The organism is Kitasatospora sp. NPDC004615 (assembly GCF_042873545.1).
Taxonomy (GTDB): Bacteria; Actinomycetota; Actinomycetes; order Streptomycetales; family Streptomycetaceae; genus Kitasatospora.
The window spans coordinates 681236-696219 of sequence record NZ_JBIALQ010000002.1; the positions used below are offsets into that span (position 1 = coordinate 681236).

Sequence of the window (14984 nt, forward strand, 5' to 3'; positions counted from 1 at the left end):
GCTGTGGTCCCGACACCTGTACAGAGCCTCCGGACCGGCCCCTGGATACCTGTCCCAACAGGCTTGCCGGGCCGCTCTGTTCGAAAGAGACGAATCGAGGGAGGGACCGATGGAGCGACTGTGGGAACGCTGGGTCGACCTGTGGAACGGCGACTTCGCCGCCGCCGCCGACCTGGTGGGCGAGCGGCTGGAGGCCCGGCTGCCGCGGGTCGGGATGCCCGAGGAGGGCACGCTCACCGACGGTGCGGCGCTGGCGACGTGGATCGTGGACTTCCGCTCGGCCTTCCGGGACGCCCGGTTCAGCACCGAACTGGGCCCGTTCGCCGTCTCCGGCCCGGACGGCCGCCGCTACCTGGTGGCCCGCTGGCGCTGCGAGGGCGTCTGGGACGGCGGCACGGCGCTGGGCGCGCGGGCCGCGCCCGGCACGCGGGTGGCGTACAGCGGCACGGACGTGCTGCGGATCGGGCCGGACGGCCGGTTCGACGGGTACTGGCTGTCCGACGACCAGTTGGGCGTGTTCAGCCGGCTGGAGGCCCCGGTGCCGGCCTGGACCTGACCGCACAGCGCAGGGCCCCACGGAAGACTCCGTGGGGCCCTGCGCGTCGCCGGTGCCCGGTTCAGGGCCAGAGCTCCAGCGCGCGGCGGCGCACCGGCTCGGTGAAGTTGTCCTTGAACGCGGTGGAGCGCGGCCGCTTCTCCGGCTCCCAGGGCAGCAGGCAGTCGTAGGCGGTCTTCGGTCCGCTGCCGGACAGGATCTCCTCCTGGCTGTAGAAGATGTGCAGCGGTGTCACCCGCTCGTCCTCCAGGCGCAGTTCGCCGCGCCCGGGGTGGCAGCGGGTGGCGAAGCCCCAGAGCAGGTCGCGCAGGTCGGTCGGGTCGATGTCGTCGTCGAGCACCAGGACCCGGCTGAGCCAGAACCCGACCTTGGCCCTGAGGCCGACCCGGGCGAGGGCGCGGGTCAGCATCCGGGTGGTGGTGAAGGCGCCGGCGGAGCGTTCGCGCCAGTCCCGCGGGACGGTGATGGCGAGCAGGTTGACGGCGGATTCGGGGACCATCCAGGCGGCGGTGACGGGCAGCCCGGCCTCCCGCAGGTTGGTCAGGGCGACGGCGGAGTAGGTCAGTCCGACGCCGGTGTGGTCCTCCTCGACGGGCTTGCCGGCCGAGACCACCGGCAGGACCGGGTCGTCCCGGTGGGTGATGGCGCTGATCCGGAAGACGTTGCGCTGCCGGGGCTGCCCGGAGACGTAGCCGAGGAATTCGCCCATCGGCCCCTCCGGCACGGTCTCGTCGAGGGACACGTGGCCCTCGATGACGATCTCCGCACTGGCCGGGACCTCCAGGTCGACGGTCTTGCAGCGGACCGTCTCCAGCGCCTCGCCGAAGAAGGCGCCAAGGTAGCCGGCCTCGTCCACGCCGGACGGCAGGCCCATGCCGCAGACGAACGGGACGGCCGGCTCGCAGCCCTGGACCAGCGCGTACGGCATCGGTTCGCCGCGCTCCTGCCAGAGCTTGAAGATCTTGCCGAGGTCCTGCGGCGGGTTGATCATGCCGGCCATGGTGCGGCCGTCGACCTTCATGATCCGGGCGATCGACCAGTTGGTCCAGGTGCCGTCGGGGGTGCGCACCACGATCGCGCCCCAGGTGTTGATGTAGCGTCCGCCGTCGCCGTCGTGGATCAGCGGCACCGGGAAGGCGTCCAGGGTGGCGTCCTCGCCGAGCAGCACGTTCTGCTGGCAGGGCGCGTCCTCGACGATCACCGGGGCGATCGGGGTGAGCCGCTGGGCGCCGGCCAACTCCTCGACGATCTCCAGCGGGTGGCTGTCGACGGGCAGGCCGAGGGAGAGCGCGGCGCGGGCCCACCGGGCGCCGGGCAGGGAGCTGAGCGCGCCGGGGTTGCCGAGCACCCGGAAGCCGGGGGCGTGTCCGGTGACGGCGGTGAACAGCGGTGCCGGGTCGTTGCGTTCGACGGCGCGCCGGATGACGGCACCGATCTCCAGCTCGGTGTCGACGGGTTCGGCGACCTCGCGGAGGTCGCCGAGTTCGGCGAGCGCGTCCAGGTACTCGCGCAGGCTCTTCAGGTGCTTCCGGGTCACCGGGTCACGCTCGCTTCCCACTCCGCCGGGCAGGCGGTCTCGATGGTCTGGTGCCGGGCGTTCCGGGGGAACTCGCCCCAGCGCGGGAATCCGGACGTGTCCAGGCCGAACAGGTCCAGCACCCGTCCGACGGTCTGGTCGACCACGTCGTCCAGGCTGTCGGGCCGGGTGTAGAAGGCGGGCACGGGGGGCGCGATGATGCCGCCGTTCTCGGTGACGGTGGCCATGTTGCGCAGGTGGGTGAGGGTCAGCGGGGTCTCCCGGACCATCAGCACCAGCCGGCGGCGCTCCTTGAGCGTGACGTCGGCGGCCCGGGCCAGCAGGGTGTCGCAGGAGCCGGTGGCGATCTGCGCGAGCGACTTCACCGAGCAGGGCGCGACCACCATTCCGGCGGTGCGGAAGGAGCCGCTGGAGACGGCCGCGCCGACGTCCTCGGGGCCGTAGTGGACGTCCGCGAGGGCCTGCACCTCCTTGACGGTCAGCTCGGTCTCGTAGGAGAGGGTGAGTCTGGCCGCCCGGGACATCACCAGGTGGCTCTCCACGCCGAGGACCCGCAGCGCCTGCAGCATCCGGATGCCGTAGACCACTCCGGTGGCGCCGCTGATCCCGACCACGACGCGTTCCGGGGCGGGGGTCCGACTCATGACTTCTCCTCAGCTGAAGGCAGTGGAACAGGACGTGCGCCGCCCCCGCCCGGTCCGAGGGGGGAGGACCGGGCGGGGCGGCGCGCGGGCGGCCGGTGGGACGGCCGTTCCGGGGCCCGGGTGGGGGTCCGGGCCAGGATCCGGGTGGGGGTCCGGAAGGGGCGGAGGAAGGGGCGGGGGCGGGGCCGGAGTGGGGGCCGGCCCCGGGGCGGAGGCGGCTCAGCGCTCCGGGCGCTGGACGATCGAGGTGGTCCAGGTGAACCCGCCGCCGGCGCTGCACATGATGGCGAACTCGCCCGGGGCCAGCAGGTCCTGGGAGATCAGGTCGGCCAGGTTGGCGGGCAGGTCGCCGGCGCCCATGTGGCCGGTCTTCGTGCCCAGGTTGATCTGCTGGGCCTTCACGGTGCTGAGCGCCGGGCCGTACATCATCTCCTGGAGCCCGGGGCCGACCCGGGAGATGGTGATGTACTTGATCCGCGGGTCGTCGTGCTCCAGGCCGGCCTCCGCGAGGCCCCGGTCGAGGGAGATCTGGGTGTGCCGCCGGGCGGCGTCCGGGAAGTGGTTCTCGCCCATGCGGTCGTTGAACTCGCCGCGCTGCGCGTTGGTCGGCCAGGTCTTGGAGTGCTGCATCGGGTACTGGCTGAACGGGTTGTCGCCGCGCTCCATGCTCTCCATCTCGTGCGCGGTGGAGTGGGTGAGCGCCAGCAGGTGCAGCGCGTCGTCCGGGCGGGCCTCGCGGCCGAGCAGGACGGCGGTGCCGCCGTCGCCGTAGCCGATGCAGGGGTGCTGCGCCCAGCGGTCCCAGACCGGCGCGAAGAAGCGCTCGCCGGTGGTGGTCATGGCGGACTCGAGGTCCGGGTCGGCGATCAGGTGGGCGGCGGCCAGGTGCAGGGCGGCGGCCCCGCCGTTGCACAGCTGCTCGATGCCGAACGGGAAGGCCCGGTCGGATATGCCCACCCCGTTGGCGACGAAGTGGCCGTAGGACCACTTCTCGTGGCCCTGGTGGAACACTCTGGCGTGGGCCAGGAAGCCGATCTTCGCCGGGTCCCAGTCGGCCGCCGCGAGGGCCTTGCGGCCGGCCAGCACGGCCATCTCGGGGCCGGCCAGGTCGGCGCTGACGGGCACCTCGGTGATGCCCATGGCCTCGCCGCGTTCGGCGTCGCAGAGGCCCGCCGCGATCCGCTCCTCGATCGTCTCGACGGTCTCCGGGAGCCAGGTGGCGGCCGACTTGATGCCGATCTTGTTGGTGAACCTCATGGTGTGCGACTCCTTGCGGGTGCGGTGGCGGTGGTGCCCTCTACACCCGTACAGATCCGCGCCCGGCCGCCCGGATACAGCCCGTCGCCCACCCGTTCGACCCGTTCGTACGGAGTCCGGAACGTGCCGGAGCCGCCGCGCCCGGGCGGGGCGCGGCGGCTCTGCGGAGGTGGCGGGAGCGGTCGGTTCAGCCCTTGGCCGCGGCGGTCTCCTTGGGCAGGGCGGCCAGCAGCAGGGCGACCAGGGCCGCGGCCCCAGCGAGTGCCGCGGTGACGACCCAGCCGTGCTGGAACGCCTTGACCGTCTCGGCGACGCCGTGCGGGGTGCCGAAGGCCGCGATGAACACCGACACACCGACGGTCAGGCCGATCTGCCGGACCATCATGTTGACGGCCGATCCGGTCGCGTAGGACGGCGCCGGCAGGTCCCGGGTGACCACGCCGACCAGCGCGGTGATCACCAGGATGGTGCCGACCGGGGCGAGCACCGCGCCGGGCAGCAGCATCGACCAGTACGAGGCGTCGGCCGCGGCCAGCGCCGCCCACCAGGCGAGCGCGCCGGTCAGCAGCACGCAGCCGGTGGTGATCACCGCGGTGACGCCGAAGCGCTTGACCAGCTTGCCGACCGAGAAGGCCAGCGGCGGCATCAGGAAGGTGCCGGGGGCCAGCGCCAGACCGGTCTTCAGGGCGGAGTAGCCCCAGACCGTCTCGGCCCACAGCATGAAGGAGAACAGCATCGCGGCGAACGCGATGTTGAAGGTCAGCGCCAGCACGTTGGCGATGCTGAACGAGCGGAGCTTCAGCAGGCCGAGCGGCAGCACCGGGTGCGCGTGGCGGGCGGAGCGGACGAAGAAGGCGGCGAAGGACGCCACCGCGACGGCGATCGCGCCGACGAAGTTCACCGAACCCCAGCCCCACTCGGGGGCCTTGACCAGGCCGAGGGCCAGCGAGGCGATGCCGAGGATCAGGAAGACCGCGCCGAACAGGTCCGGCACCGGGCCGGTGGCGGGCTCCTGGTTGGCGGGCAGCACGCGGCGGCCGACGAGCAGCGCGGCGATGCCGAACGGCAGGTTCACCAGGAAGATCCAGCGCCAGTCCAGGTTCACCAGCGAGCCGCCGAGGATGGGGGCGATGGCCGCGGCGATGCCGCCGACGGCGGTCCAGGCGCGGATCGCGCCGCCGCGCTTCTCCGCCGGGTAGGCGGCCAGCAGCAGGCCGAGCGCGGTGGGCACCATGGCCGCGGCGCCGGCCGCCTGCAGGACGCGGGCGGCGACCAGCTCCGGCACGTTCTGGGCGATCGCGCACAGCGCGGAGGCGACGGTGAACAGGCCGAGGCCGATCAGGAAGCCGCCCTTGCGGCTGGAGCGGTCGGAGAGCCGTCCGGCCGGCACCAGCAGGGCGGCGAAGACGATGGTGTAGGCGTTCAGCGTCCAGGACAGGCCGGCCACGGTGGAGCCGCGGAACTCGTGTTCCAGGGCCGGGAAGGCCACGTTGACGATCATCATGTCGAGCTGGGTCATCACGAACCCGGCGCACAGCACCAGGAAGGTGAGCATCCGGCGGCGGGCCACCGACCGGTCTTCGGGCGGCGCGACGGGCGCCGCCACCTTTGTCGTGGGGAGTTCCTCCACCGACTGGGCCATGAGCGTGGATCCTCTCGGGAGCGTGGGTTCGGGATCAGCCGTTGAGGGCGCCGACAGCGCCGACGGTGGCGAACGTGCGGTTTCCGGTGACCGACCAGACTTCGGTGATCAGGCCGTCGCGGAAGGCCAGTTGGTCGATGCCGCTGTTGGCGACGGGCTTGCCGCCCGGGCCGCGGTAGGCGCTGTACCAGCGGCTGACCACCTGGTGGGTGCCGGGGCCGCCCGGGGAGGCCAGTTCGACCACGGGGGTGCCCTCGACGAAGTAGCGCAAGTCGGTGTGGGAGTCGCGGAACAGCTTGACGAAGCCCTTGACGTCCTCGGGGGTGCCGAAGGCGTCGCTGTCGACGGTGGGCAGCGCGTTGCCGAACCGGACGCGCAGGGCGGGGGCGAGGATGCGGTCGGCGATCGTCAGGTCGCCGTTCCACATCCCGGTCCACCGCTGGAACAGTTCGATGCCGCTCTCGCGGGTGTCGGCGCTCACGCGGCGCTGCTTTCCCGAACAGCCGGCCCGGCGCCCTCGGTGGTCTCGGCGCCCTGCGTCCAGGCCTCGGTGATCACGCCGTCGGCGACCCGCAGGATGTCCACGCCGACCCAGCGGATCGGGCGGCCGGCGACGTCGCGGGGCCAGCCGGTCAGGCCCTTGCAGATCGCGGTGCCGTACCAGCGGACGACCAGCAGGTCGCCGTCGACCACCGGGCCGACGTCGGTGCGGTAGGTCAGCTCGCCGAACTTTCCGGCGAAGCCGCGGACCCAGTTCTCCATGGCGGCCGGGTCGGTGATGTCCGCGGGGTCGATGGTCGCGCCGACGGTCGGCAGGTGGAGCCGGTACGTCGGGGCGATGATCGTGCGCGCGTGGGACGGGTCCTCGTTCCACATGCGCAGCCAGCCGTTCCAGATCCGCTCGGCCTCTTGCCGCGTCAGCGGGACGGTTCCCGTCGTCGCCTCGTCCAGCACGGACATCGCTTGTCCTCCTGTGTCGCCCGTCCGGTGGCCGGGGGTGCTGCTCCCCCGGGCTCACCAGGACAGAGCGGGGTGCCGGGGCCGCGGATACACCTGACGCGGGGAAAGTTCCGGACGGTCAGCGGGCGGGGCGTTCGACGACCATGCAGGACCAGGTGAAGCCGCCGCCGCCGGCGAAGCAGAGCGCCGACTCGCCGGGTGCCAGCAGCTCCAGCCGGTCCAGGTCGGCGAGGTTGGCGAGGGCGTCGCCGCCGCCGAGGTGGCCGGTGCGCGCGCCGAGGTGGACGAGTTCGGCGTCGAGCAGTTCGGTCATCACCGGCCGGTAGAGCAGGTCGATGGTCTTGGGGCCGAGGCGGGAGAGCAGCACGGCGCGGATCCGCGGGTCGCGGGCGGCGAGTCCGGCGTCCTCCAGTGCGCCGGTCAGGGCTTCGCGGACCTTCGGCGGGGCGGCCTTGCGGAGCAGTTCCATGCCGCCGGCGGCGAGGAACTCCTTCTTGGTGCGGCGGGCGTCGATCGGGGCGCGGTGGGTGAGCGGGGCGGGCGAGAACGCGTCCTCGCCGCGGTACATCGACTCGAGTTCGGGGGCGGCGACCACCCGGCTGGCGACCAGCCGCAGTCCGGGGCCGCCGCGGCCGAGCACGACGGCGGTGCCGGCGTCCCCGAAGACCGCGTCGTAGTCGCTGCGCCAGCGGTCGAAGCCGGGCCGGGTGAAGCGGTCCCCGGTGGTGACCAGTGCGGTGTTCAGCGCCGGGTCGGCCTCCAGCAGTCCGGCGGCGGTGTGCAGGGCCATCGCCCCGGCGTGGCACATCTGCTGGACGCCGAACGGGACGGCCTGCCCGGCGCCCAGCCGGTCGGCGACATAGTGCGCGGGGGACCAGAAGTCGTGGCCCTGGTGGTAGATCCAGCCGTGCACCAGCAGGTCCAGCCGTCCGGCCGGCAGCCCGGCCGCCGCCAGGGCCGACTGACCGGCCCGGACGGCGAGTTCGGGGCCGGACGCGTCCGCGGAAACCGGTACTTCGACCGCCCCGGAGGCCTCGGCGACGGCGGCGTCCACCTCGCCGGCCAGCACCGCGTCGGCGGCGCTCCGGCGGGGCGGCAGCCAGGTCCGCGCGGCGCGGACGGTCAGCTCGGTGAAACGCATCGGGTCTCCTCGGCTCGGACGGCGTGGGCTCGTCCTGACAGAGCCCCGCCCGGCCGCGCCGGGTACGGCCCGCCGCTGTATCCGCCGCCGCCCGGATCCGCTCTGTCCTCACCGACCGCCGACCGCCCGGCCGGCGGTCGCCGAACGGGAGGCCCTGATGACTGACCTGGCACTCGACCCGCGTTCCGAGCCGGTGGAGGCGAGCCGCGCCGTCCTCTGGTCGCGCTGGATGGACCTGTGGAACGGCGACCGGGAGATCGGCCGGCGGATCCTCGCGCCGGAGCTGACGCTCCACCTGCCCGAGGTCGGCATGCCGCCCGCCGCGAGCATCCGCACCCCGGAGGACTTCGTGAACTGGATCGCGCTGTTCCGCGGTTCGTTCCGGGAGGACGCCCGGATCCGCACCACCCTCGGCCCGTTCTCCTGCGGCGATTACCTGATGGCCCGCTGGGAGTACCGCGGCGTCTGGACCGGCGGCCGCCCGGCCACCGCCACCGCACCCCCCGGCACCGGGATAACGCTGCGCGGCGCGGACATCGTGCGCCTCGACGCGCAGGGCCGGATCGCCGAGTACTGGCTCTCCGACGACCTGCTGGACATGTACGCCCAGCTCGGCGCCGAGACGCCGCGGAAAGGCTGAGCGGTGACGCCCGCGGCGGACCACCCGGCCTTCCGGATCGTCCGCGGCAACCCCGGGCCGGAGGAACTCGCCGTCCTGACCGCCGTCCTGGCCGCCCTGGCCGCCCGTCCCCCGGCCGCCCCGCGCTTCGCCCACGGCAGCCACCGCCCCCGGGCGCGCTGGCTGCGCCCGGAGCGGCTGGTCTCCTACCGAAACCCCGTCAGCTGGCGGTGACCGACCGGTCGTACGGGCTCCGCTGTCACGGAGCCCGCACGACCGGACGGCGGGGTTCCGGCGGCCCGGCCCCAACTGACCGATCCCATACGACCCTTCGACCTGACATTGACGCGGACCACGAGTTTTCCGGGCACGAATCGACTGCCTATCCTCGTGCCCCGGCGCCGGTTTCGGATCGACGCAGAACCGAGGAGCAGTGATCCAGGTGAAGGAAACCCCGGTCGCCCCGACGCACCGCGGAGACCTGCGCCCCCTGGTCGCCGAAGGCGTCTCACCCTGGCTGGACGGATTCCACCGGGGCCTGTTCGGACCGGACCGGCCGGCCCGGCTGACCGAACCCGCCGGACTGCGCGGCGCCACCTCCAATCCCGCCCTGCTGGCCGCCCGGCTGGCCGACGAACCGTCCTACGCCCAGCAGTTGGCCCGGCTCGCCGAGCACGGCGTGTCGGTGGAGGGCGCGGTCTGGGCGATCTCCGTGCAGGACCTGCGGATGGCCGCCGACGAACTGCTGCCGGTGTTCCGCGCCACCCAGGGCTACGACGGCCTGGTCTCCGCCGACATGGACCCGCGGATGGCCCACAATCCCGCCGCCGCCACCGCCGAGGCGATCGAGCTGGTCCGCGCGGTGGACCGGCCCAACCTGCTGGTGAAGATCCCGGCCACCCCGGAGGGCCTGACCGCCCTGCGCGACTGCGTGGCCCTCGGCATCGGCGTGCACGCCACCGGGGTGTTCTCGGTCCAGCGCTACCGGGAGGTGGTGGACGCCTGGTTCGGCGGCCTGGAGCGGGCGCTGCGCGCCGGCCGGACGGTGTCCCGGATCGCCTCGGTGGCGTCGCTGCCGGTCGGCCCGGTGGACCGGGAGATCGACCGCCGGCTCACCGCGATCGGCACCGGCCCCGCACTGGAACTGCGCGGCACCGGCGCCGTCGCCACCGCCCGGCTGCTCTACCAGGTGTACGAGGAGCAGCTGGGCAGCGCCCGCTGGCGGGCCCTGCGCGCCCACGGCGCCCGCCCGCAGCGGCTGCTCTGGTCCACCGCCGAACTCGCCGACACCGCCGCCGCCCGCTCCTGGTACGTCGAGGGGCTGGTCTCCTGGGGCACCGTGCACGCGATGACCCGGCCGCTGCTGGACGAGGCGGCCCGGGCGCTGCGCCTGCGCGGCGACACCCTGATGGGCCAGCACGAGGCGGCCCTGACCGTGCACGACCGGCTGGGCCGGCTCGGCATCCCGTACCGGGCGGTGGTGCGGCGGCTGGAGTCGGAGAACATCACCGGACTGGTCGACTCCTGGATGCGGCTGCATGCCGCGATGGAGGCCCGGCTGGGCGGGAAGGCCGGCGCACCTCGGGACGGTCGGTGAGCGGGAACTCCGCGCCGGTCAGCGCGACCAGCGGCGCGGCCTTGACCGCCGTCTCCTGCCACTCCGCCTCGGCGTCCGACAGGGCGATGACCGCCCCGCCGACGCCGTACCGGACCCGTCCCCCGGTGACCACGGCGGTGCGGATGACCACGCTCAGGTCGGCCGCGCCGTTCAGCGAGAAGTAGCCGATCGCGCCGGAGTACACCCCGCGCGGGCCGGCCTCCAGCCGGTCGATGATCTGCATGGTGCGCTGCTTGGGCGCGCCGGTCATCGAGCCGGGCGGGAAGGCCGCGCGCACGCAGTCCACCGCGCTGCGGTCGGCGCGCAGGGTGGCCCGGACGGTGGAGACCAGCTGGTGCGCCCGGGCGTAGGTCTCCACCCGGAACACCTCGTCCGCCTCGACGCTGCCCACCTCGGCGCAGCGGCCGAGGTCGTTGCGGACCAGGTCGACGATCATCAGGTTCTCGGCCCGGTCCTTCTCGCTGGTCCGCAGGTCCTCGGCGAGCGCCCGGTCCTCCTCCGGGGTGGCGCCGCGCGGCCGGGTGCCCTTGATCGGCCGGGACTCGGCACGCCGTTCCCGGTCGATCCGCAGGAAGCGTTCGGGTGAGCTGCTGAGCACGGACACCCCGTCGAAGCGGAGCAGCGCGGCGAACGGCGCCGGGCTGACCCGTCGCAGGTGGCGGTAGCCCTCCCAGGGGTCCAGGGTGCCGCCGGTCTCCAGCATGTTGGTCAGGCAGACCTCGTAGGTCTCGCCGGCGGCGATCTGGCGGTGGCACTCGCCGATCAGGTCGAGGTAGCGGCGGTGGCCGTGCCGGGCCCGGATCCGGCCGAGCGCCGCGGGCCGTTCGGCCGGGCGCGGCCGGGCTCCCGCCGCGTCGGCCAGCTGTCCGGCCGCGGCGTCCAACCAGGCTGCGGCGTCGGCCTGTTGGCCTTCATTGGCGAGCGCGAGCAGGTGGGTGGTGCCGGTGGCGTGGTCGAGCACTGCCGCGCGGGTGGCGAACACCAGTGCGGCGTCCGGGAGTTCGGATCGGTGGGCGCGGTCGCCGCCGCACTCGGCCTTCAGTTCGTAGCCGAGCCAGCCGACCCAGCCGAGCGCGAAGTCGCAGGGCAGGTCGGGCAGTTGGGTGCTCGTTCCGCGCAGGTCGCGGTCCAGCCAGTCGAGCAGGGCGCCGTCGGTGGTCCGCTCACCGGCCGGGCCGGTGACGCGGACGGTGTGCCGCCAGGCGTCGGCGGTGACGGTCCGGCCGAGCGGCCCGGCGGAGTCGCCCATGATCGAGAACCGTCCGAGTTCCGCGTCGGGCCGGCTGCTGTCCAGCCAGAAGGGGTTCACCCCGGCGCGGAACAGCCGGTCGTAGGCGACCTCGTCGTCCCAGCCGGTGGGCAGGGCCCGGCTGAGCACCGTGTACCGGCGCACTGCCGTTCCCGGGGCCGGGGCTTCGGCGGGCTGTGTGCGGTTCGCCGGCCGGAGCGTCCGGCCGGCCTGCCGGTGGTGCCGTTCGGTGAGGTCGCGGAAGTTCTCCAGCAGCCGGTGCCCGTACCGGCCGCCGATCGACTCGGGGTGGAACTGGAGCCCCCAGTATGGGCGTTCGCGGTGCCGCAGGCCCATCAGCACGCCGTCCGCGGTCCACGCGGTGGCCTCCAGTCCGGGTGCGAGCCGGTCCACCGCCAGCGAGTGGTAGCGCACCACGTCGAACGGCGAGGGCAGTCCGGCGAACAGTTCCGAGCCGTCGTGCTCCACCGCGGACACCCGCCCGTGGACCGGTTCGACCCGGGAGACCCGGCCGCCGTGCAGCGCCGCCATGCCCTGGTGGCCGAGGCACACCCCGAGCGTGGGCAGGTCGCCGCCGAGCAGGATCTCCCGGCAGATGCCGAAGTCGGCGGCGCGGCGAGGGTCGCCGGGCCCGGGCGAGAGGACCACCTGGTCGAAGCCCCCCAGGTGGCCGGGGCGCCAGCCGGGGTCGTCGTTGAGGACCACCTCGGGCTCCTCGCCGTTGACCTCGGCGAGGTAGTGGAAGAGGTTGTAGGTGAAGGAATCGTGATTGTCGACCAGCAGCGTTCGCATCGGATGCCCTCCCCCGTTCAGCCGCGCCGGCCGGCCTGCGCGGGCACCGCGTCGGCCCGCCCGCCGGGCCGCCGCCGCTCGACCACTTCCAGCAGCATGTGCTGCACCAGGTGCTCGCCCTCCTGCACCGGGACGGTCCGCAGGATCCGCAGCGCCCGGCCGCACTCGTACGCGATCCCCATCAGCGCCATCAGATCGCCGCGGGTGGAGAAGTGCAGCAGCACCGAGCCGTTCGGGGTGGTCCGCCGCCACGCCTCGGCCAGGAAGCGGCGGTGCGCGGCGTAGCCGGCGTCCACGTAGGCCCGTTCGTGCATGTGCTGGTAGCGGTAACTCTCGGGCGCCATCACGTAGTTGGAGCTCCAGAACACGGTGTCGAAGCGCTCGTCCGGGTCCAGCCCGTCGAACAGGTCGCTGTGCATGGTGCGGACCTTGTGCGCGACGCCGTGCCGGCCCGCGTTCAGCTGCGCGTTCTCCACCGCGGCCGGGTTGATGTCGGAGGCGACCACCCGCTCGCAGCCGGCCACCGCGCCGCTCACCGCGATCAGGCCGGTCCCGCAGCCGATCTCCAGCAGCGAGCCGCGGGCGGCGGCCGCGGGCCCGGCCAGCCCGAGCAGGCCGAGGGCGGTCACGGTGGACGGGGAGTCGGCCGGCGCGAACACGCCTGGCAGTAAGTCCCATTCGCGGCCCTGCATGGTGAAGGTCGACGCGCCCTCCCGGCGCTTGCGGGAGAGGCTGCTGCGCTCCAGCGACCGTCTGTAGTCCATGACGTCCTGCATCAAGGTTGCCCCCCTGGCTCACCGGCTGTCGCCACCTGCGTTCCGTTGGGGCAACCCAAACGCACGCCGGCGCTCCGCAGGAAGGTGAGGAGGCAACACACCGCGCCTCGGGGAACGGTGGTCCGGGCACCGGTGGCCGGACCACAGGAGTTGACCAAACCTTGACGGGTTGTTCGGTTCCGCATACGGTCCGTGGCCGAGGCCTTACCGTAGTCTGGTCGGCTTCAGGGGGTCCGGGGGAGGGACTGTCATGGCGCATCGGCCGGCGGAATCGGTGGCCCTAAGCGTTCTCGAACTGCTCGCCGCCGAGGCGCCGATCGCCCAACTCGACACCCTGGTCGAAGAGGCGTTCCGCGGCTGCGAGTCGGCGCAGGACCTGGAGTCGATCCGCCGTCTCAGACAGCTCGGGCTGAGCATCCACGCGCAGTCGAGACGCCGCCAGCAGCGCGAAGCCGGCCTGGCCGCCCTGGTGGACACCGCCCGCGACCTGGCGATGCCGTACGACCTGGACGGCCTGCTGAAGGTGATCACCCGTCGGGCCCGGCTGCTGCTCAACGTCGACATGTCGTACATCAGCTTCCCGGACGACGAGGAGGGCTACATCTACGTCCGGACGTCCGACGGCCACACCTCGATGCTCAGCGTCGGCCTGCGGCTGCCGGACGACTCCGGCCTGGGCAGCAACGTGCTCGCCAACCCCGGGCCGTTCTGGACGCCCGACTACCTCGCCGACGAACGGATCGAGCACCACCCGGAGCTGGACGAGGTGGTCCGCGCCGAGGGCCTGCACGCCATCATGGGCGTGCCGCTGAGCCACCGCACCACCCCGTTCGGCGTGCTGTACGTGGCGGACCGCAACGTCCGCTACTTCACCATCGACGAGATCGCGCTGATGACCTCGCTCGGCGACCTGGGCGGCGTCGCGATCGAGAAGGCCCGGCTGCTCGGCCAGTCCACCGCCGCGGTCTCCGCCCTGGAGCTGCAGAGCCTGCGCACCGAGGCCGGCCTGCAGCAGACCCGCAGGATCACCGAGGTCCACCAGGAGCTGCTGGAGCTGGCCCTCTCCGGTGGCGACGTGCACGCCCTGATCCGCGAGGCCGGCCGTCAACTCGGCCTGGAACTGCGGCTGTACGCGACCGACGGCACCGTGCTGAGCTTCACCGGCGAGCTGCCGGAACTGTCCGAGACCACGGCGACCGCCACCGCGATGGACACCCACGCGGCCCGCCGCCCGGTCCGGCTGCCGGACGGGCTGTGGGCCGCACCGGTGACCGCCGGTGCCTCCAACCTGGGCACCCTGGTGGTCCGGCCGTCGTCCGACCGCGGCGAGTACGCCGAGCAGATCTGCCGGCTGGTCGCCCAGGCGGTGGCCGTGCCGCTGCTGCTGGACAGCAGCCGGGCCGCGACCGCCGTCGGCCACGTCCGCGACGAACTGCTGGACGAACTGCTCGCCAGCCCGCAGCGGCCGCCGCAGCAACTCGCCCTGCGTTCCCGGAGGTTGGGCATCGACCTGTCCACCCCGCACGTCCTGGTGATCGCCCGGCCGGAGTGCGAGGCCCAGGGCAAGGCCGCGACCTGGGCCAACCTGTACGCGCACCGGATGAGCGGCCTGAAACGGGTGCACAACGGCCGCGCGGTACTGCTGCTGCCCGGCACCGACCCGGGGGCGGCCGCCCGCTCCGTCCTGGAGGAACTCGCCCCGCTGCTCGGCAATCCGGTGACGGTCAGCGCGGCCGGCCCGGTGACCGACCCGACCTCGGTGTTCCACGGCTACCAGGAGGCCCTGCGCTGCCTGGACGCGATGACCTCGCTCGGCGCGGTCGGCAAGGCCGCCTCGGCCCGCGAACTCGGCTTCCTCGGCGTCCTGTTGGCCGACAACCACGACGTCGAGGGCTTCATCGACTCGACCATCGGCCCGGTCCTCGACTACGACCAGCAGCGCTTCACCGAGCTCGCCCGCACGCTGTACGCCTACTTCGAGACCGGCAACAGCCCGACCTACGCCGCGCAACGGCTGCACGTGCACACCAACACGGTGGCCCGGCGGCTGGAGCGGATCTCCGAACTGCTCGGCCCGAACTGGCAGAAGCCCGACCGCGCGTTCGAGATCCAGCTCGCCCTGAAGCTCTCCCGGATCCGCCGGCTGCTGCTCGACCGCGCCGCCGACGAGGCCCCGGACAACGACTCCTGACA

General features: G+C 73.3%; 14 protein-coding genes. 5 read left to right on the forward strand and 9 right to left on the reverse strand.

Annotated elements, in window-relative coordinates; genetic code table 11:
• Positions 1 to 109: 109 nt before the first annotated feature.
• Positions 110 to 556: a hypothetical protein gene (locus ACFYS8_RS09930; RefSeq protein ID WP_387638305.1), complete on the forward strand. Its 447-nt coding sequence runs from the start codon at positions 110 to 112 to the stop codon at positions 554 to 556.
• 61 nt (positions 557 to 617) lie between these two features.
• On the opposite strand, the gene ACFYS8_RS09935 is transcribed toward ACFYS8_RS09930, so the two are convergent.
• The 7 genes from ACFYS8_RS09935 to ACFYS8_RS09965 all read right to left on the reverse strand — a co-directional run bounded on the left by ACFYS8_RS09935 (position 618) and on the right by ACFYS8_RS09965 (position 7737).
• Positions 618 to 2093, reverse strand: a complete 1476-nt coding sequence (locus tag ACFYS8_RS09935) for a UbiD family decarboxylase (RefSeq protein ID WP_387638308.1) — start codon at positions 2091 to 2093, stop codon at positions 618 to 620.
• Positions 2090 to 2737: a UbiX family flavin prenyltransferase gene (locus ACFYS8_RS09940; RefSeq protein ID WP_387638310.1), complete on the reverse strand. Its 648-nt coding sequence runs from the start codon at positions 2735 to 2737 to the stop codon at positions 2090 to 2092. Before ACFYS8_RS09940 ends, ACFYS8_RS09935 begins: the two co-directional genes overlap by 4 nt.
• Positions 2738 to 2956: 219 nt before the next feature.
• A complete protein-coding gene (locus tag ACFYS8_RS09945; protein WP_387638313.1) occupies positions 2957 to 3994 on the reverse strand; it encodes a ketoacyl-ACP synthase III family protein in 1038 nt (345 codons plus the stop codon).
• Between the two features lie 187 nt (positions 3995 to 4181).
• Entirely contained in the window at positions 4182 to 5636 is a 1455-nt protein-coding gene (locus tag ACFYS8_RS09950; protein ID WP_387638315.1) for an MFS transporter, read from the reverse strand.
• Between the two features lie 34 nt (positions 5637 to 5670).
• Positions 5671 to 6117 (reverse strand): hypothetical protein, encoded by a 447-nt coding sequence (locus ACFYS8_RS09955; protein WP_387638317.1) that lies wholly within the window; start codon positions 6115 to 6117, stop codon positions 5671 to 5673.
• Complete coding sequence (locus ACFYS8_RS09960) at positions 6114 to 6596, reverse strand: nuclear transport factor 2 family protein (RefSeq protein ID WP_387638319.1); 483 nt, start codon at positions 6594 to 6596, stop codon at positions 6114 to 6116. The genes ACFYS8_RS09955 and ACFYS8_RS09960 overlap by 4 nt, the downstream gene beginning before the upstream one ends.
• Before the next feature lie 118 nt (positions 6597 to 6714).
• A complete protein-coding gene (locus ACFYS8_RS09965) occupies positions 6715 to 7737 on the reverse strand; it encodes a ketoacyl-ACP synthase III family protein (RefSeq protein WP_387638321.1) in 1023 nt (340 codons plus the stop codon).
• 157 nt (positions 7738 to 7894) lie between these two features.
• Between ACFYS8_RS09965 and ACFYS8_RS09970 the strand changes: the two genes are divergently transcribed.
• The 3 genes from ACFYS8_RS09970 to ACFYS8_RS09980 all read left to right on the forward strand — a co-directional run bounded on the left by ACFYS8_RS09970 (position 7895) and on the right by ACFYS8_RS09980 (position 9953).
• Positions 7895 to 8377, forward strand: coding sequence for an ester cyclase (locus ACFYS8_RS09970; protein WP_387638323.1), 483 nt, complete (start codon positions 7895 to 7897; stop codon positions 8375 to 8377).
• A gap of 3 nt (positions 8378 to 8380) precedes the next feature.
• Positions 8381 to 8590: an acyl-CoA carboxylase epsilon subunit gene (locus ACFYS8_RS09975; protein ID WP_387638326.1), complete on the forward strand. Its 210-nt coding sequence runs from the start codon at positions 8381 to 8383 to the stop codon at positions 8588 to 8590.
• Positions 8591 to 8798: 208 nt separating this feature from the next.
• Entirely contained in the window at positions 8799 to 9953 is a 1155-nt protein-coding gene (locus tag ACFYS8_RS09980) for a transaldolase family protein (protein WP_387638328.1), read from the forward strand.
• Here ACFYS8_RS09980 and pabB read toward each other — a convergent pair.
• Positions 9862 to 12015 carry an aminodeoxychorismate synthase component I gene (pabB, locus tag ACFYS8_RS09985; RefSeq protein ID WP_387638331.1) on the reverse strand — a complete coding sequence of 718 codons (2154 nt, stop codon included), beginning with the start codon at positions 12013 to 12015 and terminating at the stop codon, positions 9862 to 9864. The genes ACFYS8_RS09980 and pabB overlap by 92 nt on opposite strands.
• A gap of 17 nt (positions 12016 to 12032) precedes the next feature.
• Entirely contained in the window at positions 12033 to 12779 is a 747-nt protein-coding gene (locus tag ACFYS8_RS09990; protein ID WP_387638334.1) for a methyltransferase domain-containing protein, read from the reverse strand.
• A 262-nt stretch (positions 12780 to 13041) separates the two neighbouring features.
• Between ACFYS8_RS09990 and ACFYS8_RS09995 the strand changes: the two genes are divergently transcribed.
• Positions 13042 to 14982, forward strand: coding sequence for a helix-turn-helix domain-containing protein (locus ACFYS8_RS09995; RefSeq protein WP_387638336.1), 1941 nt, complete (start codon positions 13042 to 13044; stop codon positions 14980 to 14982).
• Positions 14983 to 14984: the final 2 nt, after the last annotated feature.

Bases quoted from the DNA above. Each gene is read 5' to 3' on its own strand.
- ACFYS8_RS09960 (WP_387638319.1), bottom strand. From the start codon at position 6,596: ATGTCCGTGCTGGACGAGGCGACGACGGGAACCGTCCCGCTGACGCGG.
- ACFYS8_RS09945 (WP_387638313.1), bottom strand. From the start codon at position 3,994: ATGAGGTTCACCAACAAGATCGGCATCAAGTCGGCCGCCACCTGGCTC.
- ACFYS8_RS09970 (WP_387638323.1), top strand. From the start codon at position 7,895: ATGACTGACCTGGCACTCGACCCGCGTTCCGAGCCGGTGGAGGCGAGC.
- ACFYS8_RS09950 (WP_387638315.1), bottom strand. From the start codon at position 5,636: ATGGCCCAGTCGGTGGAGGAACTCCCCACGACAAAGGTGGCGGCGCCC.
- ACFYS8_RS09990 (WP_387638334.1), bottom strand. From the start codon at position 12,779: ATGGACTACAGACGGTCGCTGGAGCGCAGCAGCCTCTCCCGCAAGCGC.
- ACFYS8_RS09940 (WP_387638310.1), bottom strand. From the start codon at position 2,737: ATGAGTCGGACCCCCGCCCCGGAACGCGTCGTGGTCGGGATCAGCGGC.
- ACFYS8_RS09965 (WP_387638321.1), bottom strand. From the start codon at position 7,737: ATGCGTTTCACCGAGCTGACCGTCCGCGCCGCGCGGACCTGGCTGCCG.
- pabB (WP_387638331.1), bottom strand. From the start codon at position 12,015: ATGCGAACGCTGCTGGTCGACAATCACGATTCCTTCACCTACAACCTC.
- ACFYS8_RS09930 (WP_387638305.1), top strand. From the start codon at position 110: ATGGAGCGACTGTGGGAACGCTGGGTCGACCTGTGGAACGGCGACTTC.
- ACFYS8_RS09995 (WP_387638336.1), top strand. From the start codon at position 13,042: ATGGCGCATCGGCCGGCGGAATCGGTGGCCCTAAGCGTTCTCGAACTG.